We start from the raw sequence: 24,632 nt of genomic DNA, 5'->3' as shown, positions 1-24,632 counted from the left end.
CGCGGGATAACCCTATCAGCGCTGTTCGGCGAGCCCCGACGAAGCCCGAAGATGCCGCCACAGCGTATCGAGCAGTTCGCTGCGATTCGTCAGATCACGGTACACGCGCAACTCCAGTTGCAGTTGCCATTCCGAGCGGCCGGCGGCGACGAGTTGGCCGCTATCGAGTTCGGCGGCGATCGAGCTCTTCGGCAGCCATGCGACGCCCTCGCCTTCCAGCACGAGCTTCTTCACGACCTCGGCCATGTCGGACTCGTAATGAAGATGCAAGGCGGGCGACGCTTTGCTTTGCTCCATCAGCAACTTGAAGCAGCGCCCAAAGTAGCTGGTCTCCGTATAGGCGATGAACGGCATCGGATGTTCGATCAGGCCCGGCAGACGGTACACGTGCGCAAGCCGCTGGTTGGGCCTGCATACCGGCATGAAGGTGTCGACGCCCACGGTCACGCATTCGTACCTGGCCGGATCGAGATGCAACGGCAGTTGCGGATGGTGGTAAGCGAACATCAGCTCGCAGTTGCCGTTGACCAGCATCAGTATCGAATCGTGCACATTTGCCGGAATCACGCGCGCGCGTACTTCGCCGACATGCTTCGACAGCGTGCGCAACCACGCGGGCAGGAAGTTCAGCGCGATCGTGTGGCCCGCCGCGATCTGCAGGCTCGTGCCCGCGATGCGCTGTTCGGTGCGAATGATCGCGCGCGTGTCGAACAGCTTGTCGAGGATGTCTTCGGCCGCGTCACGAAACAGTTGGCCTGCCGGAGTCAAGGTCGGCGGAAAGCCGGTACGGTCGACGAGATCGGCGCCGACCCATTGTTCGAGCTGCTGAATCCGTCTGCTGAAACCCGACTGCGTGACGTTGCGAAACTCCGCCGCGCGGGAAAAGCTCTGATAGCGGGCGAGCGCGATGAAGTCTTCGATCCACTTGATTTCCATCAGCCATCGGTCTCCGGTCCGGCGACGAATCGGCTCGCCGCTGCGCCCGCAATTCTACGCTTGGCCGTGCCGCGCGCTGACTATCGGAGCGAGGTCAAACCGCCACGCACAGGTACTTGATCACGAGGTAGTCATCGATCCCGTAGTGCGAACCTTCCCTGCCGAGACCCGACTGCTTCACGCCGCCGAACGGCGCCACTTCGTTGGAGATCAGGCCGGTGTTGATCCCCACCATCCCGTATTCGAGTTGTTCGGCCACGCGCCAGATGCGGCCGATATCGCGGCTGTAGAAGTAGGTGGCCAGACCGAACTCGGTGTCGTTGGCGAGCCTCACCACTTCTTCGTCGCTCGAGAAACGGAACAGCGGCGCGAGCGGGCCGAAGGTCTCGTCTTTCGCCACGGCCATCTGCGCGGTGACGTTGGTCAGCACCGTGGGCTCGAAAAAGCCGTGGCCGAGCGCGTGTCGCTTGCCGCCGGTGACAAGCGACGCCCCTTTGCCGAGCGCATCGGCGATGTGCGCTTCGACCTTGCTGAGCGCCGCGTCGTTGATCAGCGGACCCAGCGTGACGCCGCCCTCCATACCGTGCCCGACCTTCAGGGCTTCGACTGCCGTAGCCAGCTTCGACGCGAACGCGTCGTACACCCGCTCATGCACGTAGAAGCGATTCGTGCACACGCAGGTTTGCCCGTTGTTGCGGTACTTCGATGCAATTGCGCCTTCTACCGCTGCATCGAGATCGGCGTCGTCGAATACGATGAACGGCGCATTGCCGCCCAGTTCGAGCGTGACCTTCTTCACCGTGGGCGCACTTTGCGCCATCAGCAATCTGCCCACCCCGGTCGATCCGGTGAACGACAGCTTGCGAACCACTGAACTGCTCGTCATCGCCCCGCCGATTGCCTTCGGATCGCCGGTCACGACGTTGAGCACGCCCTTGGGCACGCCGGCCCGCTCGGCCAGAACCGCGAGCGCGAGCGCGGAGAACGGCGTGGCTTCGGCGGGCTTCACGACGATCGGGCAGCCCGCCGCGAGCGCCGGGCCCACCTTGCGGGTAATCATCGCGTTCGGAAAATTCCACGGCGTGATCGCGGCGCACACACCGATCGGCTCCTTGAGGACGACGAGCCGCTTGTCCGATGCCGGCGTCGCGAGTGTGTCACCGGCCACGCGTTTGCCTTCCTCGGCGAACCACTCGATGAACGACGCGCCGTAAGCGATTTCGCCTTTCGCTTCGGCGAGCGGCTTGCCCTGTTCCGCGGTCAGGATCAGCGCGAGGTCGTCGGCGTTCTCGATTATCAGCTCGTACCAGCGGCGCATCACGACCGCGCGCTGCTTGGCCGTGCGGGCTCGCCACGCTGGCCACGCGGCGTTGGCCGCATCGATTGCCCGCGTCGTTTCGGCCTCGCCCATCGACGGAACGCTGCCGAGCGTTGCGCCCGTTGCCGGGTCCGATACGTCGAAGCTCGCACCCGAGTCGGCCGGGCACCATTGCCCGTCGATATAAGCCTGATGGCGCAGAAGCGCCGCGTCCTTCAACAGGGTCTTCAATTCCACGTTGCTTTCCTTCATTACACAAAATGCGGTTGATGCGATGTTCCGCGCGCCGGTTGATTGGAAACGCCCGAGTGCTAGCGCGCCTGACGCCATACCGCCTGCTCGTGCCCTTCCGCCAGCAGCTTGCGGGCGATTTCGGCCACCCGGTGCACATGCGCAATCGCGGCCTCGCGCGCGGCCGAGGTATCGCGCGCCTCGATGGCCGAAAGAATCCGGTGCATCTCGTCGACGGCCTGGCGGCCGCGGTCGTCGGAAGCGATCGTCAGCGCTCTGAGCCGGTTGATGCGCGCGGTCAGCGACTGCACGATCTCCCAGGCCACATGCTTTTTCCCGCTGATGAACATGCGTTCGTAGAACGCCGAAGTGAGTGCCCTGACGGCCTGATGATCCTGCGCTTCGAACGCCGCCTGGATCTGCTCGATGAAATCAGCCAGATCGGCAACTGTCTGCTCGTCCGCATGCTGAGCGCACGCCATCGCCGCCTCGCCTTCGAGCAGCGCGCGTATCTCGTAGATCTCCGCCGCCGTATCGAAGTCGAGCACGGCGACGATCGGCCCCTGGTTCTGTATCGAGTCGACGAGCCCTTCCGTTTCCAGATGCCGCAACACCTCGCGCACCACGGTGCGGCTCACGCCGAGAATCTCGCACAGCGAGCGCTCGACGAGCCGCTCGCCGGGATGGAAATGGGCCTCAAGGATCGCCGTGCGCATTTTTTCGAGCGCGAGTTCGCGCAAGGTGGTCGTCGGGCGTTGAACCTTCAGCGATGGCAGTGCGCCGCTCATGACAGTCGCCGTTATGCTTGAGCGAACAGGCGCACATCGCGTGCGTCCCAGTCGACGAGCGCCTGGGTGCCGATCGCGATACCGCTGTCGTGCCGATGCGCGGCCGGCATCCGGATCGAGATTTCCTGCTGCCACGGCGTCGCCACCGCGTAGTGCATCGCGTCGCCGAGATACGTGATATCACGCACCGTCACAGGCAGGCCGCTCGTGCCGCTGGCAGTTTGCAGCGCGCTGATGCGCATCTGCTCGGGGCGGATCATCAAGGTGCCGTCGTCGCCCGCGGTAAGCGCGGGACTGAAGGCGTCCGACGCGATCTCGTGACCGTTCGGAAACACGCCGTTCATGCGGCCGTCGCTGTTCTTCGTGACCTTCACCGGCAAAAAATTCGAATTGCCGATGAAGCTCGCGACGAAGCGCGACGCCGGGTTCGCGTACAGCTCTTCACCGGTGCCCACCTGCTCGATGCGGCCTTTGTTGAACACCGCGATGCGGTCGGACAGGCGCAGCGCTTCCTCCTGGTCGTGCGTGACGTAGAGGATCGTCACGCCCGTCTCCTGGTGGATGCGGCGCAATTCGAGCTGGATTTCCTCGCGCAGCTTCTTGTCGAGCGCCGACAGCGGCTCGTCCATCAGCAGCACGGGCGGATCGTAGGCGAGCGCGCGAGCAATCGCCACGCGTTGCTGTTGCCCACCCGACAACTGCGCGGGCATCCGGTCGCGGCACTCGGACAGATGCACGAGCTTGAGCATCTTGTCGACTTTCGCGTTGATCTCGGCTTGCGGGCGCCGGCGCACGCGCAGCGGAAATGCCACGTTCTCACCCACGGTCAGGTGCGGAAACAGCGTATAGCGCTGAAACACCATGCCGATGTTGCGCTTGTTCGGTGCGACCGCCAACAGCGGTTTGCCGTCGAGCAGCACGCGGCCGTCGGAGGGCTCCTGAAAGCCCGCGACGATATACAGCGTCGTGCTCTTGCCCGAACCGGACGGTCCGAGAAAGGTCATGAACTCGCCCTTGCGCACATCGAGGGAAACCTGGTCGATGGCGACGACGTCGTCGTAGGTCTTGCGCAGACGCTGGATTTGCAGGAATGCAGTCATGGCTTGTTTACCTCGCTGATTACGTCGATTAGCGCGCGCGGCGCAGCACGGCGCCCGCCAGCATCAATACGGTCGTCAATGCGACGAGCAGTGAAGACGCCGCCGCAACGACGGGCGTCAGGTCCTGCCGCAGCGTCGACCAGATTCGCACGGGCAACGTTTGCAAGGTCGGGCTCGACATGAAGATCGACACCACGACTTCATCCCACGACGCCAGAAACGCGAAGATCGCGGCGGCGAACAGGCCGAGCCGGATCGCGGGAAGGGTCACGCGCAGCTTCACGGTCAGCGGCGACGCGCCGCAGATCAGCGCCGCGTCTTCGAGCGCCGTATCGAAGCTCACCAGCGAGTTGCTGATGGAGATGATCGAGAACGGCAGCGCAATGATCAGATGGCCGATCACGAAGCCGGTCATCGTGCCGTTCAGGCCGATGCGCAGAAAGAACGCATACAGCGCGACGGCCAGAACGACGACGGGCAGCACCATCGGTGTCAGGAAGAAGCCTTTCACCGCTTCACGGCCGCGGAACTTGCCGCGCACCAGCGCAAGCGACGCAAGAAAACCGAGCAGCACCGAAAGCGCCATCACGATCACCGCCAGCTTCGCGCTCGTCAGCAGCGAATCGATCCAGCCCGCGTCCGTGAAAAGCTGCCGATACCACTCCAGCGTCCAGCCCGGCGGCGGGAAGATCAGCCACTGCGAATCGCCGAACGACAGCGCGACGATGAACAGGATCGGCAGCAGCAGAAACAGTGCGACGGCCGCGCCTATCGCCACCAGTGCCCAGCGAAGCCCGCCGAGACGATCGAAATCGAGCAACATGTCAGCGTCCTCCCTGAATTGCACGCGCACTGCCGGTGAAGCGCAATTGCAACGCATAGAGCACCAGCGTCACGCTCAGCAGTACGAAAGCGGCGGCACCGGCGAGGCCCCAGTTCAGCAGTTCCTGCACGAGCTGTGCGATGAGTTCGGCAAGCATCATGTAAGACGGGCCGCCGAGCAGCGCGGGTGTGACGAAGTAGCCGAGCGCCATCACGAACACCATCAGCGCGCCGGATGCCACGCCCGGCATCGCGAGCGGCACGAGGATGCGCCAGAACGCCTGCCAGCGGCTCGCACCGCAAACCGCGGCGGCGCGCAGCGTCGACGGATCGATGCCGCGCAGCGTCGCGTGCAGCGGCATCACGAGGAACGGCAGCATGATGTACGTCATGCCGATCGTCACGCCGGTGAGGTTGTTCACGAGCGCGAGCGGCTCGTGAATCAGGCCGATCGCCATCAGCGCGCGGTTGATCGGACCCGTGCCCTGCAACAGCACCATCCACGCGAAAGTCCTTGCGAGCAGGTTGGTCCACATCGACAGCAGCAGGATCGCGAATAGCAAAGAGCTGAGCTTGCGCGGCGCGATCGCGAGCAGCCATGCCATCGGAAAGCCCACTAGCACCGTCACGAGCGTGACGACCGTCGCGACGAGAAAGGTATTGCCGAAGACGCGTAGATACGTGGTCGAACCAACCAGTTGCTGATAGTTCTCCAGTCCCGGCGTCGGCTCGAGCACGCTGCGCAATAGCAGCGACAGCACCGGCAGCAGGAAGAAGATCAGCAGCAGCAGCATGGCCGGCGTCAGCAGCCATATGCTGCGCCAGTCGCGCCGCTTGCGCGCGGCCGTCGCGGGCGGATGCGCGACGGTACTCATTACGTTGGGCATGATGTCTCCTGCTCGGTGTCTCTGTGCGCGCCGATTCACTGCGCGGCGCTCGGCTCTAACGTCGGTCCGTGCGGCTTATTTCGATTGCCATGCGTACCAGCGCTTCGCAATCGCGTCGCGGTTGTCGGCCCAGTACTTCATGTCGAGATTGATCTGCGAGTCCTTGTACTGGTCGGGCAGCGTCTTCGCCATCGCGGCCGGCATCAGCGCGGCCGACTTCACGTTGATCGGCGCGTAACCCGTCTCCGCGGCGAATTTCGCCTGCGCCTGCGGGCTCGTCGCGGCCGCCAGATACTTCATCGCTTCCGCGCGATGCTTGGCACCCTTCGGAATCACGAGCATGTCGGCGGCGGTCAGGTTCTGGTTCCACGAAATGGCCACCGGCACACCGGTCTGCGCGAGCGCGTGCAAGCGACCATTCCAGAACATCCCGATCGGCGCTTCGCCCGATGCGAGCAGTTGCTGCGATTGCGCGCCGCCGCTCCACCAGACGATGTCGCCCTTGATCGTGTCGAGCTTCTTGAACGCGCGATCGAGGTCGAGCGGATAGAGCTTGTTCGGCGGCACGCCGTCGGCGAGCAGCGCGATTTCCAGCACGCCCGGTGCCGACCACTTGTAGAACGTGCGCTTGCCGGGGAATTTCTTGGTGTCGAACAGATCCGCCCACGTCTGCGGCTGTGCGCCCGTGTACTTCGACTTGTTGTAGCCGAGCACGAACGAGTAATAGAAGCTGCCTACCGCGTCCGGCGTCGCGAAGCGCGGGTCCAGTTCGTCCTTCTTCACGACCGAGTAGTCGATCGGCTCGATCAGGCCGGCCTTTTGCGCGGCGTACGCGAAGTCGCCCTCCACATCGACGACGTCCCAGCTCACGTTGCCGCTATCGACCATTGCCTTCAGCTTGCCGTAGTCGGTCGGGCCGTCCATCAATACGGTGACGCCGCTCGCCTGCGTGAACGGCTGCGCCCAATTCTTCTGTTGCGACGACTGCGTGGTGCCGCCCCAGCTCGTGAAGACAATCGGGTCTGCGGCGAGTGCGGGCGCTGTCGCGAACGCCGTCGCGCAAGCAACGAACAACGGTGCGATAAACGGAATGCTTCTGCTGCTCATGTCTGTCTCCGGGATACGGTTGGGTGTTGCTTCGTCGGTCCGGCGGCGAGAAAACGCGCCGGCTTCATCGTTGTGAGTTGTGAGTTTTGGGTTGCAGCGGTGCCGAGCTGTCAATGCGCGAGGCCGAGCGGCTGCACGGTGCCGGCTTCGCTGTCGCCGACATAAATGCCGAACGCGTCCTGCCTGCGTTCGCGCTCATAGCGTTCGAGCATCGAGCGCACGGCGGCGTCGCTCACGTCGTCCCACGGAATCTGGGACAGCGGCACGATGCGCACGCTGCTGTCGAGCCACGGCGAGCCGTTCGGAATCACGCGGCCGCGATAGTAGATATGCACGCCGGGCTCCTTGCCGCTGCCGTCCTCGAATACCGCGAACAGGAAGTCGAGATGCACGCGCAGGCCGAGCTTCGCGAGCACGCCGTGCAGGCTCGCGGGGTCGGTGGCCGGGTCGAGCTTGATGCCGGTTGGCAGCCCCAAACCTTTGCCGGTGTCGACGAGCACCAGCCCGTCGCGATGCTCGAGGATCGCGCCGACTTGCGCGCGCGTACCGGCCGCGGCCAGCGCGTCCTGCGACAGGCTGAAGTTCACGTACGCGCCGCGGCAGTAGCCAAGCGGCGACGAACTCGTTTGCACGAAGTCCACCACGCGACCGATCAGGATGATGTGATCGCCCGCATCGATCACCTGATGCGTCGTGCAGTCGAAGCTCGCCGCTGAGCCATCCATCACCGGCGCGCCCGTTTTGCGCGTGCTCCACGGCACTTGCGAGAACTTGTCCGCGGCCTTCGAAGCGAACACGCCCGACACATGCTTCTGGTCTTCGGCGAGCACGCTCACCGCGAAGCGGTGCGTGTCCGAGAACACCGCATAACTCGCCGCGGTCTTCGCGATGCACACGAGAATCAGCGGCGGATCGAGCGATACCGACGTGAACGAGTTCGCCGTAAAGCCGCGCGGCGAGCCGTCTGCCTGGATCGTCGTGACGACGGTGACGCCCGTCACGAAAGCGCCGAGCGCGCGTCGAAAATCGACGATATCGAAAGCGGGTTGCGCGCTCGGGGCGGTAATCGACTCAGCCATGGCGTTCTCCGGTTGGTACTGCGACTGCGGTAGTTGCTGCGTTCGTTGCTGTGGTCGTTGCGGGCTTCTTCCGTCGCAGCGCCGATGCTTCGACGAGGAAAGCGAGCAGGCTTGCGTTCACGCGCGCCGGGTCGGTGACGTTCATCATGTGGCGCGCGTTCGCGATGATTTCGGCGCGGCCATGCGGTGCCGCCGCGGCCATCGCCCGCGACATCTGCGCGCTCGAATTCGGGTCGCCCTCGCCCGTCAGAAATAGCGCGGGAACCGCGAGACTCGCGAGACGCCCGACATGCGCGTCGTCCGAGCAGGCGAACAGACGGTAGGTGCGCGCGTAGCCCACCGGATCGACGGCAAGCAGCAGCGCGCGCACCGCCCGCGCGGCCTGGGTGAGATGTCCCGGAATGGGATCGCCGAACCAGCGCGACAGTGTTCCGTCCACCCCGGTGTCGGCACGCGCATCGCCGAGCGTGGCCGCGCGCGTCATCACCGCCTCGCGCTGCGCCGGCGTGCGGTCGTACACCGCGTTCAACGCGGCGACGCTCAGCGTGCGCTCGGGGTGGGTCAGCGCGAATTCGAGCGCGACCAGCGCGCCCATCGAGTGCCCCACCACGTGCGCGCGCTCGATCCGCAGCGCGTCGAGCAGCGACGCGAGCTGCGCCGCGTATTCGTCGAGCGAGGGCTCCGCGCTTGGCAGCACGCTGTCGCCGTGCCCCAGCATGTCGTAGACAACGACCCAAAACGATTCGGCTAACGCATCGATCTGCGGCGCCCACACGCTCTGATTCATGCCCACGCCGTGGATCAGCACGACGGTTTCGGCGGCGGCGTCCGATTGCGGCGCGTACACGCTGTAGCAGGTGCCCGCGGTTCGGCCACGCTGACCATGCGAAATCACGCGCGTCGGCGATAAATCGGGCTTCATCGGACACGCTCCACTTCGAACGTCATGGGGTTCTCCTTTCAGGCTTCGAGCCGCAATACAAAATCGATGAGATTATGGTATGCCATCTTATGGCCTACGACAATGCATGACGTATTATGGAATACCATGATATTGGGGGGAGTTGCTCAGGCACGCTTTGGGCTAAGCGTTGTGTGTTTGGCTGATCAAACAAACAAAAAAAGGCCGCCGGCAGATGCCGGCGGCCTTGATGGGGCGGCTGCGGATGGGGTTTAGGCGTCGCCGGTCGCTTCGTTCTGCTCCGCAAGAACCGTCAAAGCCAGTTCCGACACCCGCTTGATATGCGCGAACGACGCTGCGGAAGCCGCGTCGCCGTCGCGCCGCTCGATCGCGTCGAGCAGCAGGTTCATCTCGCGGTTCGAGTCGCTGCCGCGGCCCGGCGTTGCGATGGTCAATGCGCGCAGCCGGTTGATGCGCGCGTTCAGCGACGTGACGACCGCCAGCGACACCTGTTTGTTGGCGGCTTCGAACAGCGTTTCGTAGAAGCGCTCGGTGTATTCGAGCACGCGCGGCAGATCGCGTTTCTCGAACGCGTCTTCGATGACTGCGCGGATCTCGCGCAGTTGCCGCACGACTTCTGGCGTCGCGTTCTCGGCGCAGGCCCGCGCGGCGTTCGCTTCGAGCAGCCCGCGCAATTCGTAAATCTCGCCGACCTGTGCGGGGTCGAGCCGCGCGACGATCGGACCTTGCCGCGCGACGATCTCGACCAAGCCTTCGGTCTCCAGATGCCGCAGCACCTCGCGCACGACAGTGCGGCTCACGCCAAGCTCGTCGCACAGCGTGCGTTCGACGAGGCGGGTGCCCGGCCGGAAATACCCCTGGACTATCGCGGCGCGCAGTTTGTCGAGCGTGAGTTCACGCAAGGTTTTGACATTGCGGTCGATTTTGAGGTCGTGCATAGGCGGCAGTGGGACGATGGACGAAGGCCCCCACCAAGGGCGCGGGCGTGGAATGCCATATTATGACTTATCCGGCGTCCAGGCTTGCACACGAGGGCACAATCAGCCGCCCAGTGGTTCTGCCCAGGGGTTCTTTGCAAAGGAAACCTGTTTCGGATTCTGGCCTGCCCTGACGGGTTGGTTTCCTCGTAGCGATCGATCGTTTCCGTATCGATGACCATGACGAAGGGCGCGATCGCGTCGTGTCTCAACGCCATGCGCTGCCGACCTGTACGTAGAACGCGTTCTGATCCTTGCTGTGGGCAATGTCGATACCAATCGAAACGCCGAGCTTGCGCGCAATCAGATATCGGAACCCGACGCCGACACTCTGGACGTCCTGAGCTTGGGAGAAGCTCTCCAGTCGCCCGTAGGCCTTGCCGGCGCCTGTAAAACCTAGCACTCGCCAACGCGGCGTAAGATCCCACCGCAACTCCGCCTCGATCGAGATCGCATTGCGGTCCTGGTAACGGCCCTTCTGCACGCCACGCAAATCGACGTACGGCTGCGCATAAAACGGAATGTAATTCTGCGTACCGCCGAAGCCCGTGCGCGCGAATTGGCTCTCGAGTTCGGCGAAGCTGCCGGAGCCGGGATAGAAGATGTTGTCGAGCGAATCATAGTCCACGATCAGACTGCCGGCGCCGATCCGCTGATCCTTCTGGAAGTTGCGCACCTCGGTGGGAACGACTCCGCCCGCGAAGTTCGACGAAGCATCGAAGAACACATAACGCACGCCCGCATACCAGCGGCTATTGCCAATGCGCGCAAGAAACTGCTGAAGCAGACCCGCGCCCAGCAAGGTGTAGGCCCTTGGCTGCTTGGATAGACCGAAGTAGTCGAGATGCGCGTCGACTTTCGCGACCGCGCCGAGGTAGCGGAAACGGTCGTCGTCCCACGTGTGGAAATGAGCGGCCGCCGCGGCCCAGGTGCCGTTCTGCGTGTACAGACCACCCAGCGCCGTGACGTTCGGCGGACCACGGTTGGCAGGTTGGCCCGTCGAATCCGTCGCGCCTGATTCGCCAATCGGCCCGGAAAAGAACAGCAGCCCAAGTCCGAAGCCATAGCCAACGGCCGGTTCGGTGATCACGACCGGCACGGGTAACGCGCCTTTGTGTTTGATGAGGAAATCGCTCATGTCGAGTTTCCCATCATCAGGATCGGTAAAACTGAGCGGCTGCTTTTCGTCGACGCACGCGTCAAAGGACAGAGCCGTGATCGTTGCAAGGACAGCGGCGGTCCACGTCGATCTCGTTATATGACTGTGCACGTGTGCACCGGCCCTGGACGAAAAAGCTCGCAGCAATTAGCGGCTGTCAAAAGTGAAGCGGGCGTTCAGAAATCCCTGCTGCGCGTGAGCCACGAGCAGCTATCCTCACGCCGCTCATGCGACGTTCATTGAGTTGCAGACCGATTGAATAGCACCAAGGACAGCGCTCATTCAAATCCTTCAAGCATCCGTTCTCTGGAAATAGTGATTCATGTAACGCAATTTACGATTCACACGACGGAAAACAATAATGTCAGTCGTGAATCGCCAGGGCATTCGTCACCGACGTAACGCCGGGAACGTCCTTCGCAATGTTGCCGGCCTTTTCGATCTGGTAATTATCCGGGACATGCCCTGCGAGCGTCACCGCACTACCTTTGACCAGCACTGTGAAGTGCGAGGTGTCGACCCCACCCTTTGTAAGCGCGCGCAGCACCTTTTTGCTGAGGGCTCCATTCGCTTTTCTAATGTCCGACTTCGATGGAGCCGCCGTCGTGCCCGATTCCGTGGACGTGGCGGCGGACTCGTTTCCTTGCGGCCATGCGTTGATGGACGCGACAGCGATCAATGCTCCACTAGCCAGCTTGAGTGTTCTGTTTGCTTTCATGGCTTTCTCCCTTATTGACGCGGCATCCGCAGTCACGCGCCGACCCGCGCCGCGCCGCAGCCGTACCGCCAATCGCAATCTTCATCTCGGCCCGTCTGTGACGACGTCCAGACAGCACATCCGATCAGAGAGCGACGATCAGGTCTCCGGCGATCGCTGCCGGGTGTACGCCAAAAATAATTCCTCTGTGGCCTGCACGCTATTGGACTTTGGTCTCATATTCGAGCGATGTGTCAGACGAAGCATGCTGAGCAGAGCCGCGAGTGTGATGCCGAATTGGATGAAGGTGCACGCCACGAGCCCCGAAGTGATCACGCGCAGACATGCGGTCGTGTTGGCCTTCACACCTTTCCGGTTCGTGAGTCCGTGGAAGAACTGCGCGCCTAACTAGAGTTTCGTGAGCACCATCGGTCTTCGGTCCCATTGGCTTCATGCACGTGGTCGTATAGGTTGATATTCAACCGACCTTTAGGGCGGCGACATATCCACAAACTCGCACCGGAGTAGATCATGAGGATTTCAGCATTTGCGGCCTCAGCCATCTTCGTTGTAGTGCTATCGAATTCGTACGTATGGGCCCAGGACAATTCAGCAAGCAATGCGCCTGCGACCACAGAGCATCCCGACGAAATCGTGCGGATGCACCAACAGGTTGCAGCAGCTAATCGTGTTTACAACAAGAAGGTAGCCGCTGCAAAGAAAGTTTTCGATGAGAAAAAGACAGCAGCCGGAAAGGAGCGTGATGCTGCAATAGCGGCAGCACACCAGGGAGTTGGCGAATAGGCCGAGTTCGGCGAGCTTTCCTGTAAGTCAATGTTCTTTCGTCAAGGAGGTCCAAATGGCGGCAGACTCCCGACACGCCGGCGAAGTGTTCGGGTGTCCCGCAGTGTTTGGGTCTCTTCGGGCGACACTGCCTTTATAAGATCCGACGTTCGGCAGACGCCTGCAGCAGCATCGCTCTCTCTCGTGCGAATGCTATTCTGTTGTGGGCAGCTACCAGGAATCCACTGCCATTCTTGCGCGGGACGGTAATCCCTCAGTGTCATCCACCATGCTGGGCGAATACATGAAAGAGGCATGACGCGACCTGGCCCGTCCGCCAGTATCGTCATGGAAGCATCCCCGGAGGATTCACATGTTGCTGTTGTCGCTGATGCGACGCGAAATTGCAGCGCCGGTCAAGCTCATCGCGAACGGCGGGGTCGCTCAGCAACCGGGCGCTTCGGTGTTCCCCATATCGAGCACACAGGGGCTGGGAGATTGCGATCCAGTCCGCGTAGGTCCCTGTGTCTGCTAGCTCCCTTGCGTAGCGCAACACCGACTCAGGCAGCTTGATTGCTGGATACCGATTTCTCATCCGTCTCACTCCTCAGGTCAATGCCCGGACAGTGCCGGTCCGTCACGCGCTGTGCGAAAGCGTTCGTGGCGTGCATGACGACGGGATCTGGCTTAGGCCAGACTCGCGCTGCATCGTCAGTGGGGCCGCGCTCGCATTCAGCCGCTTGCGCGGGACCGAAAGCCGTACCGCGACCGTTTCCCCGGCGCGCGCGTCACGCCGCGCAATGTGGACCTGGCTGATACCCAGCATGGCGCGTAACGCTCGCCGCACAATCTGTAATGCGCCACTGAACCGCGGTGTGCGGGTTGCCGGCTCCCAGCGCCGTGACAACCTCGCGTGCAACAGCGGCAAACTCCGCGCCTTTCTTTGCCGGCGTACCAACTCCGCGAGCGACTCCAGGTTCGTCTTCTCCGTCACCCGTGCCCAATGAATCTTCCAATAGGTCCACAAGCCAACACCAGGGTAAGCCATAAGAAATGTACTGCTCGGTTCATAACTTTAGGGACTATCATCGTTCAATGGAAAAGCGGCAAAAGACGACCAATCGTCGAGGTCGGCGATCGCGCCAGGAAATCCTCGACGCGGCATCGCGTGTGATGTCCGCTTACGGTTATGCCGGCACTTCAATGTCCGCCCTTGTCAATGCAACAGGCATCCCGAAGAGTGCGATCTACCATCACTTTGGCTCTAAAGCCGGACTGCTGGCCGAAGTGATGGCTCAGGGGGCCCGGGGCTTTTTCGCAGCCATGCAGGAAGCTCACCGGAATCCACCTGAAGATGGCACACCGCGTGAGCGGCTAGGCTGGTACCTCAAAAAGGTGGGCGAGGTGTTTAAGACTCGGGAAAACTTCCTGCGATTGATGCTCGTCCTGGTCATGAGCAACGAGGCCGCGGAACCTGAAGCTCTGCGGATGGTTATCAAAGTTCGCAACGAGGGCCTCGGCTATATGCGAGAGTTGGTCCAGAACGCTTTCAGCGTTCAGGACGACACCCGGGCATCAGAGGTCGTCGACGACGTTGCTCACTTTGGCATGCTTGGCTTTGACGGTGCCTTTATTTCCTTGCAGTCTGGCGACGAAAGATCAATGGACACGCAAATGGAACAGCTCACCGACGCCATGATCGCACTCGGCGAGGCGCGTGTTGCATCCTTGAAGAGCGCTCGCTCCCGCGCCGAAAACGCGCGCAGAATCATGCATAGCCCTCCCCGGAAATCGAAGACAGTATCATCTGAATGAAAGGGACGCACGGGAGCGATACGTTAAGAGCTATCGGCGTAAGATTACGAGCGCAAAGGTTTTGTGGCAAAAGGCGACCTTACTCAGGATCGCACAATGCGATCAATGCGCTCTCGTACCAGCTAATTTCTGCGCTAGCATCGGAGCTCGATCAGCATGCAGACGCCGACGGCCATTGCGCACGGAGGCTGTCATTGCTATGACCTCCCAACATCTTCCGAACGGGCGGCGTCGCCTATCTCGCATGAAACTGCACCCGGTAGCGGGTCGGAATGCGGTTACTAAGTGCTATTCACGCATGCCAACCCGGGGACATTTCAAATGGCGATTTTTCCACTGAAAGCAGCCGTAGATTTGCCAATTGCATCTCCGTTTGCGGCAGGCCTCCGGTTCCGGCAAGTATTGGTCCGATAATCATTCGATTGATCGGTTCGGTCATCCTGAAAGGCCATTCGGTGCTTCGATGTAAATGGTGAGAAACGGGAGTAACTGAGGCGTACCTGGTCTCACAAAGCGGTGTCGTCCACTTTGCTGCCGGAGAAAGACATGACCGGCGTTCATACAAATCGGTCTTGCATACCCCTCGAAATACCGCTCCTTACTTTCCGCGCAATTCTTGTATTTCCAGTTAACACACGCCAGCAGTAGCGACTTCTACGAAAAGCTTTGCCCTATTGGACCAAGGTCCTATTGTGAGCCGTGTCGTTCCCTAGCAGATTTGAAACGCGATCAGGCGCGCTTTCCATTTTTGCTTCAGGAAATTCGCGCACTCCTCACACAAGAAAGCGCTTTCACTGGTCGGTGCAACGCGAGTCTGCGGCGCGACCGGCTTGTACCGGAGACCATCCATGTCCGATTCGACGTCCACGCCTCGTGCCGCCCCGACACCCGAAAGCGCCGCGACGCCCGCCTCAGCGAACAAGCTGCGCCTCGGCGCGCTCACTGCCCTCGTCGTAGGCTCGATGGTGGGCGGCGGCATCTTTTCACTGCCACAGAACATGGCGGCCAGTGCGGATGCCGGCGCCGTGCTGATCGGCTGGACAATTACCGCGGTCGGCATGCTGATGCTTGCATTCGTGTTCCAGGCGCTAGCCTTGCGCAAGCCCGAACTCAACGGCGGGGTCTATGCATTTGCGAAGGCTTCAGTAGCGGAACCTTCACGGCCGACTTCTGGGGTCAACTGAACCCCAATCTCGGCAGCGCGACGAACCAGGTTCGCAACATGATGCTCGTGACCGGCGTGACTTTCTATTGAGCACTGAGGGGAAAACGTATTGGCGCACGCTCACTTTGCGCAGAGCGGGAACGTCACTGATGCGGATCTGCTCCGTGGAAGACATCCGCCACAAGCCACATCGACTTCCTCAGTGGCGCGCACGTGCTGCCCGACACATACACGACGCCAACCAGACAACTTGCTGAGAAACGCGGTGCTCGTGGGCATTCTCTCTCCAGAATCTAGCAGGCCAGTGGCTGTCCGATCCTGAAATCGATCGTCCGGCAGACCGGTATCGTATGAGTCTCGGCAGGAGATCGCCATGCCCACCTATGTTTCTCTTTCCCTACTTCTATTGCCACTTCTCGGTGCCGGCTGCAATACCCCATCCATTCCCCTTGGCAAGCCGGTCAACATTTCGATCGCCCTCGAGCAAGCCCTCAAGGGCTCATGCAACTTCAGCAATGAACAGGCAGCTCAGAGGCAGGCCCGGGGTGTCGATGCCTACTTATCATGGAGAACCGGCCAGGTTGCTTAAGAATGCGTGCACTGCCGTTACATCGGACTCTTCACACGTCACGGATGTGTGTCGCTCTGTCCTTGCTCCTGCTACCCGGTCTCGTGATTGCCCAGACGACCCTAGCGCGATCTTCGATCAACACTGTGATCGGCGGCAATGTAAAGCAGCACGCGGACGCTGTGCTCGCGATCATGAGCTACACGACGGTCCCGGACGTCACGACCAGCAATCTGTCGGTCAATAACGGCCTGACCGGTAATCCCGGCTTCGGGCAGACGCAATTCGGCGGCGGTTTCACGCTCAGCAGGTCGTTTCCGTTGTACATGGAGGGCACGCTCGCCTACAGCCGCTACGATCCGATTTTCATCGCCACGGATGGCGCCCAGCAGCGTGCGGTGCCCACCAAGTGGAACACCTTCAGCGGCACGGTCGGCCTGGGCTGGGATTTCCGCATCACCGACGAACTGGCATTCCGCCCAATCCTGAACGGTACGATCGGGCGCGTGTCGAGCGACCTGAAGGTGGGGCAGACGCTGTTCAATCACGTCACCGACAGCAACCTGCAGTTCCTCGAGAACGGCTCGCTCGATGCCTACGGCTATGGCGGCTCCCTGACGCTCGACTACGAGCACTACCGCGAAAACTACGAAATCGACGCTGAATTGCGGGCGACCGATATCTACCTGCGCAGTTTCGGCGGTTCATCGCAGGCCGTTCAGGGCTCGGCCACGGCCCAGCAAGTGAGCCTATGGACACGCTGGCGCGCGCCCACCGGCTGGCACGCGCTGGACCGGCCAGTCCGCTATGTGCTCGAAGCCGCTTACTCGCACTATTTCGGCGACAGCGCCGGGGTGCTGGGTTTCAACGACCTCACGTCGCTGGGAGTCGGCCTCGAACTCGATAGCAGCAGGTATCCCATCATCGTCACCCGCACGCGCGCGATGGTGCGCTACGTGTTCGGTCGCAACGTGCACGGCGTGTCGTTCGGATTCGCGATGAGTTTCTAGCGGGTCCGACGAGCCGACCGCAAGGTCCAGCGCGGTAAAAAGTGCAGCGCCGGGCTGCTATCGGACTTTGGTCCCATTGGTTTTGCCCGCTTGACCGTGTACGGTGAGACTCCAGAGACGATTGAACGTCGCCGTGTCCGCAATTTGCCCGGCAGTCAATCATTAAATGTCTTGTCAGGATCGCCCTCCTGGAAACAGGTTCGCTCATGTCGATGGCATTCGTTATGGAAGTCGGAGGCTACCGCTTCTCGAGCGTTCAACGTCTGACGCGCATTTTGCCTTCTCTCGTCGCCGCAAAAACACAGGGCGTCGCACTGCAGCACGCGAGGCACTGATTTTCTCGAGGGGGAAAAGAGTCACTTCTAATGTCTGCTGCGCGAACGCACCCGACTACGCGGCACCGTACTGGTGGCGACCTTCCTGAAGGATGTCCATGAACGCGTTCATGCGGCGTCAATCTGGCCACGCCCGGCCTCTTTCCGCGCCGAATACTCTCGGGGCTGTAGCTGCTCCGTCGCATACACCAAGGATGGGCGGAACGGCAGGACGAACCACACGGCGTGCTCGCGCATGCATGATGCTGATTGGCATCCTCGCGCTGCTGCCAGCATGGGTCAGCGCGGCCGCAGCAGCGCCCTTGCCTGCCCCGCTGCAAAGCAGCATCACCGCTATGACGGGTGCGTCTACACAGCCGCCCTCGGCGCCACAGGCCGCTTCTGCACCTTCGCCCGCCAGTCAGGCAGAACTTACGCGTTCGCTGAACACCCTGATCGTCACGCTTGAGAATGAGAAAGGGCGCGAAGCGCTTATCGCCCAGTTGAAGGGACTCCGCGACGGGACACAAGCTCCGGCACCCGTTGCGGCGTCGGCGCAGACTAATGGCGCTCTTCTCGGCGTGATCGCATCGGGCATTGCGTCGGTCGAAACGAATCTGAACGAAGGCCGGACACCGCTGCACTTCTGGGCGGCACGTTTTGCTTCGGCCGCTAGCGAACTGCGAGCCCTGGTCATGGGCGGGAGGGGCGAGACACTCGGCCAGGCTTTGCTCGGCATCGCCGCGACGCTTGCGGGGTGGGGCGCGTATGCCGCGCTGCTAGTCCACTTGCAGCGGCGCGTCCTTGCGCACTATGGCCGGGACGTCACACTAGCTGCGGATCCGAGTTTCGTGGACCTGTTGAGCTTCACGCTGCGCAAGACAGGGCCATGGATCATCGCGTTCGTAGCGGTACTGCTATTTGGGCAGAGCATGCCCGAAGCCATTGGCCGTACGCTCGGACTCGTGATCGCCTACGCGATCGTCGTGGGTATAACCTTCCGGGTGCTCTGCGTGGTCGTGATTTCGGCGTTTAGCACGGCACACCGGCGTGTCGCAGTGCGGCAGTTGTTGGCGGGCGGCCTCTTGCCGATCTTCGCGATAGGGGCATTCGGCGCGCTCGGCGACGCAATGGCCGACCCTGACGTGACGCGCATTGTCGGCCCGAATGTTGCCGGCATCGTGTCGAGCTTCGCAAACATGGCGGCGGCCGTTTTGAGCGGTTACTTCGCGCTTGCATACCGCCGCCCCGTCACGCATCTGATTCGCAATCGACCTTATTCGCGAAGACGCGACCACAAACTTGCCACCGAAGCGCTCGATATCCTCGCCTCGCTGTGGCACATCCCGATACTGCTGATTGCAGTCGCTTCGGTCGTCGCCACCATTGCTGGACGCAGCGACGAGGGCAACGTATGGCAGCCGTCGCTGCTCAGCGCGCTGTTGCTCGTGCTCACGCTATTTGCGTCGGTGCTGCTGCCGCACCTGACGCGTCGAATGGACAGCCGCGCCGAGCGCCGCGCGCCACACCTGATGCGGCTCCTGCGCTTTGCCAGTTCGCTGCTCGTTCTCGTGATGTGGCTCGCGTACATTCGATTCGAACTGGTTCTGTGGAGTGGCCCGATTGCAAGGCTGGTCAAACGAAGTGCGATGACACCCGGTTTCAGACATGCGCTTTTTACAGTCATCGCGACCGTTTTCGGCGCATGGTTCGTCTGGATTCTCGTCGACACGGTCATTCTCGAGGTTCTAGGCCCGAGCAGTTCACGCAACAAGGCACTGGAGCCCGGCGTTCGTGCGCGTACGATGTTGCCGCTGGTGCGCAATGCAACCCTTGCGACGGTGGCAACCCTGGCCGCCATCATCGGCGCGGCCAGCCTGGGCATCAATCTGACGCCCCTGCTCGCGGGCGCAGGCGTAATCGGTCTTGCATTCGGCTTCGGGGCGAAATCGCTCGTCACTGACCTGATCACGGGACTCTTCATCATCGTCGAGGAGACCATCTCCGTCGGCGACTGGATCGACGTCGATGGCGGCCATGCGGGCATCGTCATGGATCTGACGATCCGCACGGTCCGGTTACGCGACGGGCAGGGCGCGGTACACACGATTCCGTTTTCGCAGATCAAAATCGTGAAGAACCTGTCGCGCGACTTCGCAGAGTGCCGTTCTCTGCTGACATTGATCAAGTCACGCGCATCATCGCGGAAGTGGGCACGGATTTGATCAAAGACTATCGCTTCCGCGACGAGATACTCGCGCCGATCGAGGTGTGGGGGCTCGAGCGCTTCGACACCAACTGGCTAGTGGTGAAAGGGCAGATCAAGACTCGACCGCTGCAGCAGTGGAGCATCTCCCGCGCGTTCAACGCAAGGCTCAAGCTTAAGATGAATGCGGCCGGCATCGAGATCCCATTGCCGCAAATGCAGCTTCATACGTCGTCGGAAGAGACCAACCTGTCGCTGCAAACCGACGATCTCCCCTACGGAGAGGGTCCGCAAGCGGCAAGCGCAGGCAGTGCGGCCCCGCCCCGGCCGGATAGCGCTGCCCTACCGGAACTCCACGTACTGCGGCAGCCGCCCCCTCCCGGGAAACCTGACGGCCAGGCTGTTTCTGCATCGTCAACCGCTCCCCGTCGCGAGGGTGAGATCCGTAATTGAGGCGAGCCTGGCGGTGAAGATTTCCTGCCCGACGTGACGGTGGTGAAGGGCTGGCCACCCTCCCCGCCTTGACAGTACAGTCAGCACGTACATCGATATCCGAACTGATGCCGGCAGGCGAGGAGGTCATCGCAAAGCGAACCCTGGCAGCTTTCCCCGATAAGAACTTGCTGCGTGCCTGGCTGCGCGGCACGCCCCAAGGACGTCAGTACAGATTTTCATTTGCAAATCCGTTTTTGCAGCGCGCCGCGCGCCTAGACCATATTTGTTTGCAACGAGGGAATTGCGAGGAAGAACGAATATTCATACAAACAGTGACTTAGCCATTTTCGTCAGGACACGTTTTGTTTTCAAACATCCACCAAGCCCTCCACGATCGTGATCTGCGCCCGGCAATGTCCATCGCGCTTCTGTTTGGCGGCCTGATACTCCGGCGAGTGATAGCAGTCGAGCGCCGTTTGCATGTCCCTGAAGCGAATCACGACGTGCCGCTCGAACGACTCGCCTTCCAGCACCTCCGACGCGCCGCCGCGCGCGAGAAACACCGCGCCGTACTTGTTGAACGCCTGCGGTGCGATGTCCGTGTAGCCCTTGTATTTCGCCGCGTCGAGCACGGTTACGTGGGCGATCCAATATGCAGCCATATCTCCTCCTTCTAAATCCGGAATGGTTTGCGCAATGCCTGCCGCTTCCTTGATGGTCTGACAAACCGCGCGCTGCGTGTTTTTGGCGTCGCTGCTCGCCGTCAAATCCCTCGCAAAAACGCCCTTCTCCCCGCCCGACGCGGCTTCCGCCGACGCCGCGGGTTAACACTCATGGCATGCCGTAACATGGTATACCACAATGCCTCACACATCCAACCCACGCAGGAAGCTGCCATGAGCCTGATTCGCAAATCCATCCTCCATGTCGAGACCGTCTTCGTCGACGGCGACAAGGTCGCCGCGAAGCCGCTGAAAATGATCGGCGCGGCCGCCGTGATCAAGAACCCGTGGGCGGGCCGCGGTTATGTGGAAGACCTGTCGCCGGAGATTCGCGCGCTCGCGCCGCAACTGAGCGAGCACCTGACCAGGCTGATCATCGACGAAGCCGGTTCCGGCGAAGCGGTCGAAGCGTTCGGCAAGAGCGCGATCGTCGGCCTTGCGGGCGAGATCGAGCACGCGTCCGCGCTGATCCACACACTGCACTTCGGCAACACGTATCGCTCGGCCGTCGGTGCGAAGTCGTATCTGGCGTTCAACAACACGCGCGGCCCCGCCAATGCGCCGCTGCTGATCCCGATGATGGACAAGAACGACGAAGGCCGCCGTTCGCACTATCTGACGCTGCAGTTTGCGATTGCGGACGCGCCGGCCGCAGACGAACTCGTGATCGCGATTGGCGCTGCTACTGGCGGCCGTCCGCATCACCGCATTGGCGATCGCTACAAAGACCTCGCAGAGCTCGGAAATGACGTCAAGAACCCTGCAGCTGTCAAATAAGCGCGTCGCGCACTATCTGGAACAGGGCAGCGGCGAACCGCTGGTGCTGATCCACGGCGTGGGCATGCAGGCGCACGCGTGGTATCCGCAGATCGAAGCGCTGTCGCCCGAGTTCCGGGTGATCTCGGTCGATATGCCCGGCCACGGTCGAAGCGATCCGCTCGAACCGGGCGCCGGCTTGCAACAGTTCGTCGAGTGGGCAGCGAGTTTCATCGAGGCGCTGGATATGGGCCCCGTCAATCTGGCCGGTCACTCGATGGGTTCGTTGATCGCGGCGGGCGTCGCGGTCACGCGGCCCGATCTGGTCAAGCGCGTCGCCGTGTTGAACGGTGTGTATCGGCGCACCGCGCAAGCGCGCGATGCCGTGCTGCGTCGCGCGGCCGAACTGCGCTCGGGCGCCGTCGATGTGGCAACACCGTTGCAGCGCTGGTTCACGGCCGAGGAATCGCAACGGGTTGCCGCGCAACGGGTCGAGTCGTGGCTGAAGTCGGCGGACCTGTGTGGCTACGCGACCGCCTATACGGCCTTCGCGAACGGCGACGACGTATATGCCGACGGCTGGAACACAATCGCCCGCCCTGCTCTCGTGCTCACCGGTTCCGACGATCCGAACTCGACCCCGGCGATGGCCAGACAGATGGCGCAAGCCGCCCGTCACGGCCACGCGGTCGTGATCGACAACGAGCGACACATGGTGAATCTGACCGCGCCTCGCGAAGTCAATCGCGCCCTGCGTGCCTGGTTGCAGACGACGCCGCAGACGCAAGACCACGAATTGGAAGTGTGAAATGAGCCAACAGACGAGCCAGCATGTTAGTCAGGTAGCTAGCCAGGAAGCGCCGAAACTCAACACGCGCGAGCTGCGCGACGCGTTCGGCGCGTTCATGACCGGCGTGACGATCGTGACCACCGCGAGTGACGACGGCAAGCCGCTCGGCTTCACCGCCAATTCGTTTTCGTCCGTTTCGCTCGACCCCGCATTGCTGCTGGTGAGCATCGCGAAGACGTCGAGCAACTTTCAGACGTTTTCCACCAGCGGGCACTTCGCGATCAACATCCTCGCGGAAGGGCAAAAAGATCTGTCCAACATTTTCGCGCGACCGAGCGACGATCGCTTCGCCAACGTGGCCTGGCATCTGAGCCAAAACCGCAACCCGCTGATCGACGACGTCAGCGCGTGGTTCGACTGCACGACGCACGCGGTGATCGACGCGGGCGACCATGCGCTGATCGTCGGCAAGGTCGAGGCGTTCCATTCGGCCGGGTGCGCGGGTCTCGGCTACTACCGCGGCGGCTATTTCACGCCGGCCAGAGTGTCGGCCGAAGTCATCGCGGGCCCGAAGGTGATCGTCAGCGCGATCATCGCGCGCGACGACAAAGTGCTGCTCGTCAAAACAGCAGACGACAAATGGGGACTTCCATCGAAACAGATCGGCAACGAAGGCGCCGACAAGGCACTCGCCGAGATCTTCGAGAAGTACCAGCCCGACGCATCGGCAAGCTTCATCTATTCGGCCTACAACAACACCGAAACCCAATATCAGTACATCTCGTTCCTGTGCAGCGCACCGGATGAACTCGCCGCTTCGGGTCACGCTTCGGGCAAATTCATCAGCCTCGACGACATCGACACGCAAGCGTTGCAGGACAGCGCGTTAGCCAGCATGCTGCACCGCTACCGCGAGGAAAGCCGGTTGAAGAGCTACGGGTTGTACTTCGGCGACCATAGCAACGGCACAGTCCGCCCGCTTCATTCCTGAAAGGTCACATCATGCGATTTTCCCTCTTCGTTCACATGGAGCGCGTCTCCGAGCAGACCAGTCAGAAGCAGCTGTATGACGAAATGGTCGAGCTTTGCCAGATTGCCGATCGCGGCGGCATGCACGCTGTCTGGACCGGCGAGCACCACGGCATGGACTTCACGATCGCGCCGAATCCGTTCATCAATCTCGCGGACCTCGCCAACAAGACGAAGCACGTGAGGCTCGGCACCGGCACGGTGGTGGCGCCGTTCTGGCATCCGATCAAGCTGGCCGGCGAAGCCGCGATGACAGACATCATTTCGAACGGCCGGCTGGAGTTGGGCATCGCGCGCGGCGCGTATTCGTTCGAATACGAACGCCTGCATCCGGGGCTCGACGCGTGGGGCGCGGGTCAACGCATGCGCGAACTGATCCCGGCCGTGAAAAAGCTTTGGGAAGGCGATTACGCGCACGAAGGCGAATTCTGGGAATTCCCTGCCACGACGTCTTCGCCGCTGCCGCTGCAGCGCCCGCACCCGCCAATCTGGGTGGCCGCGCGCGATCCGAACAGCCACGAATTCGCGGTGTCCAACGGTTGCAACGTGCAGGTGACGCCGCTGCATCTGGGCGACGAAGAGGTCGAGAAGCTGGTTGGCCACTTCAACGCCGCGTGCGAGAAGTTCAGCAACCTGCCGCGCCCGCAGATCATGCTGCTGCGTCACACGTATGTGGCGAGCAGCGAAAACGACGCGCAGATCGCCGCCGACGAAGTGAACACGTTCTACAACTACTTCGGCGCGTGGTTCAAGAACGAGAGACCGGTAAGCCGCGGCATGATCAAGACGCTGAGCCCGGAAGAGATCGCTGCTCATCCGTTCTATACGCCCGCGGCGATGCGCAAGAACAACGTGATCGGCACGCCCGAGGAAGTGATCGCGCGCCTGAGGGCATACGAGGCACTCGGCTTCGACGAGTACTCGTTCTGGATCGACACGGGCATGAGCTTCGAGCGCAAGAAGGCATCGCTCGAACGCATGATCAACGACGTGATGCCTGCATTCCGGTAAGGGGC

21 protein-coding genes and 2 pseudogenes are annotated in these 24,632 nt (G+C 61.9%); 10 read left to right on the top strand and 13 right to left on the bottom strand.

Going from position 1 to position 24,632, the window contains the following annotated elements:
• Positions 1–15 precede the first annotated feature (15 nt).
• The 12 genes from VSR82_RS17345 to VSR82_RS17290 form a co-directional block, all read right to left on the bottom strand.
• Positions 16–936: a LysR substrate-binding domain-containing protein gene (locus VSR82_RS17345; protein ID WP_429462525.1), complete on the bottom strand. Its 921-nt coding sequence runs from the start codon at positions 934–936 to the stop codon at positions 16–18.
• A 94-nt stretch (positions 937–1,030) separates the two neighbouring features.
• Positions 1,031–2,506, bottom strand: coding sequence for an NAD-dependent succinate-semialdehyde dehydrogenase (locus VSR82_RS17340; RefSeq protein ID WP_429462527.1), 1,476 nt, complete (start codon positions 2,504–2,506; stop codon positions 1,031–1,033).
• A 59-nt stretch (positions 2,507–2,565) separates the two neighbouring features.
• Entirely contained in the window at positions 2,566–3,273 is a 708-nt protein-coding gene (locus VSR82_RS17335) for a GntR family transcriptional regulator (protein WP_429462529.1), read from the bottom strand.
• A gap of 11 nt (positions 3,274–3,284) precedes the next feature.
• A complete protein-coding gene (locus tag VSR82_RS17330; RefSeq protein ID WP_429462531.1) occupies positions 3,285–4,373 on the bottom strand; it encodes an ABC transporter ATP-binding protein in 1,089 nt (362 codons plus the stop codon).
• Positions 4,374–4,401: 28 nt separating this feature from the next.
• Positions 4,402–5,196 (bottom strand): ABC transporter permease, encoded by a 795-nt coding sequence (locus VSR82_RS17325; protein WP_018436681.1) that lies wholly within the window; start codon positions 5,194–5,196, stop codon positions 4,402–4,404.
• Position 5,197: 1 nt separating this feature from the next.
• On the bottom strand, positions 5,198–6,082 hold the full coding sequence (locus VSR82_RS17320) for an ABC transporter permease (RefSeq protein ID WP_410850022.1): 885 nt from the start codon (positions 6,080–6,082) through the stop codon (positions 5,198–5,200).
• Between the two features lie 75 nt (positions 6,083–6,157).
• Positions 6,158–7,189: an ABC transporter substrate-binding protein gene (locus VSR82_RS17315; protein ID WP_429462534.1), complete on the bottom strand. Its 1,032-nt coding sequence runs from the start codon at positions 7,187–7,189 to the stop codon at positions 6,158–6,160.
• Between the two features lie 110 nt (positions 7,190–7,299).
• On the bottom strand, positions 7,300–8,268 hold the full coding sequence (locus VSR82_RS17310) for a flavin reductase (RefSeq protein WP_429462536.1): 969 nt from the start codon (positions 8,266–8,268) through the stop codon (positions 7,300–7,302).
• Complete coding sequence (locus tag VSR82_RS17305; RefSeq protein ID WP_429462538.1) at positions 8,261–9,190, bottom strand: alpha/beta fold hydrolase; 930 nt, start codon at positions 9,188–9,190, stop codon at positions 8,261–8,263. The genes VSR82_RS17310 and VSR82_RS17305 overlap by 8 nt, the downstream gene beginning before the upstream one ends.
• Before the next feature lie 251 nt (positions 9,191–9,441).
• Positions 9,442–10,128 (bottom strand): GntR family transcriptional regulator, encoded by a 687-nt coding sequence (locus VSR82_RS17300; RefSeq protein ID WP_368583861.1) that lies wholly within the window; start codon positions 10,126–10,128, stop codon positions 9,442–9,444.
• A 247-nt stretch (positions 10,129–10,375) separates the two neighbouring features.
• Complete coding sequence (locus tag VSR82_RS17295) at positions 10,376–11,386, bottom strand: BamA/TamA family outer membrane protein (protein WP_429463621.1); 1,011 nt, start codon at positions 11,384–11,386, stop codon at positions 10,376–10,378.
• Between the two features lie 304 nt (positions 11,387–11,690).
• Positions 11,691–12,044, bottom strand: coding sequence for a BON domain-containing protein (locus VSR82_RS17290; protein WP_410850027.1), 354 nt, complete (start codon positions 12,042–12,044; stop codon positions 11,691–11,693).
• A gap of 510 nt (positions 12,045–12,554) precedes the next feature.
• Between VSR82_RS17290 and VSR82_RS17285 the strand changes: the two genes are divergently transcribed.
• The 6 genes and pseudogenes from VSR82_RS17285 (at position 12,555) to VSR82_RS17260 (ending at position 20,337) form a co-directional block, all read left to right on the top strand.
• Positions 12,555–12,827 carry a hypothetical protein gene (locus VSR82_RS17285; protein ID WP_368583863.1) on the top strand — a complete coding sequence of 91 codons (273 nt, stop codon included), beginning with the start codon at positions 12,555–12,557 and terminating at the stop codon, positions 12,825–12,827.
• Between the two features lie 1,074 nt (positions 12,828–13,901).
• Positions 13,902–14,621, top strand: a complete 720-nt coding sequence (locus VSR82_RS17280) for a TetR/AcrR family transcriptional regulator (RefSeq protein WP_429462541.1) — start codon at positions 13,902–13,904, stop codon at positions 14,619–14,621.
• An 848-nt stretch (positions 14,622–15,469) separates the two neighbouring features.
• Positions 15,470–15,775 (top strand): annotated as a pseudogene (locus VSR82_RS17275) (amino acid permease); the annotation flags it as partial.
• 384 nt (positions 15,776–16,159) lie between these two features.
• Positions 16,160–16,375 (top strand): hypothetical protein, encoded by a 216-nt coding sequence (locus VSR82_RS17270; RefSeq protein WP_429462545.1) that lies wholly within the window; start codon positions 16,160–16,162, stop codon positions 16,373–16,375.
• A 44-nt stretch (positions 16,376–16,419) separates the two neighbouring features.
• Positions 16,420–17,364, top strand: coding sequence for a hypothetical protein (locus tag VSR82_RS17265; protein ID WP_429462547.1), 945 nt, complete (start codon positions 16,420–16,422; stop codon positions 17,362–17,364).
• 574 nt (positions 17,365–17,938) lie between these two features.
• A pseudogene (locus tag VSR82_RS17260) lies at positions 17,939–20,337 on the top strand (mechanosensitive ion channel family protein).
• Between the two features lie 350 nt (positions 20,338–20,687).
• Here the strand turns inward: VSR82_RS17260 and VSR82_RS17255 are convergent.
• Positions 20,688–20,981 carry a DUF1330 domain-containing protein gene (locus VSR82_RS17255; RefSeq protein ID WP_368583870.1) on the bottom strand — a complete coding sequence of 98 codons (294 nt, stop codon included), beginning with the start codon at positions 20,979–20,981 and terminating at the stop codon, positions 20,688–20,690.
• A gap of 234 nt (positions 20,982–21,215) precedes the next feature.
• Here VSR82_RS17255 and VSR82_RS17250 point away from each other — a divergent pair, with 234 nt between their 5' ends.
• Genes VSR82_RS17250 through VSR82_RS17235 form a run of 4 tightly spaced genes read left to right on the top strand, consistent with a single transcriptional unit; the run spans position 21,216 to position 24,627 of the window.
• Positions 21,216–21,818, top strand: a complete 603-nt coding sequence (locus tag VSR82_RS17250; protein ID WP_176125497.1) for an amino acid synthesis family protein — start codon at positions 21,216–21,218, stop codon at positions 21,816–21,818.
• Positions 21,787–22,605 (top strand): alpha/beta fold hydrolase, encoded by an 819-nt coding sequence (locus VSR82_RS17245; protein WP_368583872.1) that lies wholly within the window; start codon positions 21,787–21,789, stop codon positions 22,603–22,605. Before VSR82_RS17250 ends, VSR82_RS17245 begins: the two co-directional genes overlap by 32 nt.
• Before the next feature lies 1 nt (position 22,606).
• Positions 22,607–23,578: a flavin reductase gene (locus VSR82_RS17240; RefSeq protein WP_429462551.1), complete on the top strand. Its 972-nt coding sequence runs from the start codon at positions 22,607–22,609 to the stop codon at positions 23,576–23,578.
• Between the two features lie 11 nt (positions 23,579–23,589).
• The gene (locus VSR82_RS17235) at positions 23,590–24,627 is read left to right on the top strand and encodes an LLM class flavin-dependent oxidoreductase (protein ID WP_429462553.1); all 1,038 of its coding nucleotides are present in this window, start codon (positions 23,590–23,592) and stop codon (positions 24,625–24,627) included.
• Positions 24,628–24,632: the final 5 nt, after the last annotated feature.

It is taken from the genome of Burkholderia sp. JPY481 (assembly GCF_038900515.1).
In the GTDB taxonomy this organism is placed as follows: domain Bacteria; phylum Pseudomonadota; class Gammaproteobacteria; order Burkholderiales; family Burkholderiaceae; genus Paraburkholderia; species Paraburkholderia youngii.
The sequence above is the reverse complement of the archived record's forward strand: the minus strand, read 5'-3'. Positions and strand labels throughout refer to the sequence as shown.

Coding starts and splice junctions, on each gene's coding strand:
- VSR82_RS17345 (WP_429462525.1), bottom strand. CDS start 936: ATGGAAATCAAGTGGATCGAAGACTTCATCGCGCTCGCCCGCTATCAG.
- VSR82_RS17340 (WP_429462527.1), bottom strand. CDS start 2,506: ATGAAGGAAAGCAACGTGGAATTGAAGACCCTGTTGAAGGACGCGGCG.
- VSR82_RS17335 (WP_429462529.1), bottom strand. CDS start 3,273: ATGAGCGGCGCACTGCCATCGCTGAAGGTTCAACGCCCGACGACCACC.
- VSR82_RS17330 (WP_429462531.1), bottom strand. CDS start 4,373: ATGACTGCATTCCTGCAAATCCAGCGTCTGCGCAAGACCTACGACGAC.
- VSR82_RS17325 (WP_018436681.1), bottom strand. CDS start 5,196: ATGTTGCTCGATTTCGATCGTCTCGGCGGGCTTCGCTGGGCACTGGTG.
- VSR82_RS17320 (WP_410850022.1), bottom strand. CDS start 6,082: ATGCCCAACGTAATGAGTACCGTCGCGCATCCGCCCGCGACGGCCGCG.
- VSR82_RS17315 (WP_429462534.1), bottom strand. CDS start 7,189: ATGAGCAGCAGAAGCATTCCGTTTATCGCACCGTTGTTCGTTGCTTGC.
- VSR82_RS17310 (WP_429462536.1), bottom strand. CDS start 8,268: ATGGCTGAGTCGATTACCGCCCCGAGCGCGCAACCCGCTTTCGATATC.
- VSR82_RS17305 (WP_429462538.1), bottom strand. CDS start 9,190: ATGAAGCCCGATTTATCGCCGACGCGCGTGATTTCGCATGGTCAGCGT.
- VSR82_RS17300 (WP_368583861.1), bottom strand. CDS start 10,128: ATGCACGACCTCAAAATCGACCGCAATGTCAAAACCTTGCGTGAACTC.
- VSR82_RS17290 (WP_410850027.1), bottom strand. CDS start 12,044: ATGAAAGCAAACAGAACACTCAAGCTGGCTAGTGGAGCATTGATCGCT.
- VSR82_RS17285 (WP_368583863.1), top strand. CDS start 12,555: ATGAGGATTTCAGCATTTGCGGCCTCAGCCATCTTCGTTGTAGTGCTA.
- VSR82_RS17280 (WP_429462541.1), top strand. CDS start 13,902: ATGGAAAAGCGGCAAAAGACGACCAATCGTCGAGGTCGGCGATCGCGC.
- VSR82_RS17270 (WP_429462545.1), top strand. CDS start 16,160: ATGCCCACCTATGTTTCTCTTTCCCTACTTCTATTGCCACTTCTCGGT.
- VSR82_RS17265 (WP_429462547.1), top strand. CDS start 16,420: ATGTGTGTCGCTCTGTCCTTGCTCCTGCTACCCGGTCTCGTGATTGCC.
- VSR82_RS17255 (WP_368583870.1), bottom strand. CDS start 20,981: ATGGCTGCATATTGGATCGCCCACGTAACCGTGCTCGACGCGGCGAAA.
- VSR82_RS17250 (WP_176125497.1), top strand. CDS start 21,216: ATGAGCCTGATTCGCAAATCCATCCTCCATGTCGAGACCGTCTTCGTC.
- VSR82_RS17245 (WP_368583872.1), top strand. CDS start 21,787: ATGACGTCAAGAACCCTGCAGCTGTCAAATAAGCGCGTCGCGCACTAT.
- VSR82_RS17240 (WP_429462551.1), top strand. CDS start 22,607: ATGAGCCAACAGACGAGCCAGCATGTTAGTCAGGTAGCTAGCCAGGAA.
- VSR82_RS17235 (WP_429462553.1), top strand. CDS start 23,590: ATGCGATTTTCCCTCTTCGTTCACATGGAGCGCGTCTCCGAGCAGACC.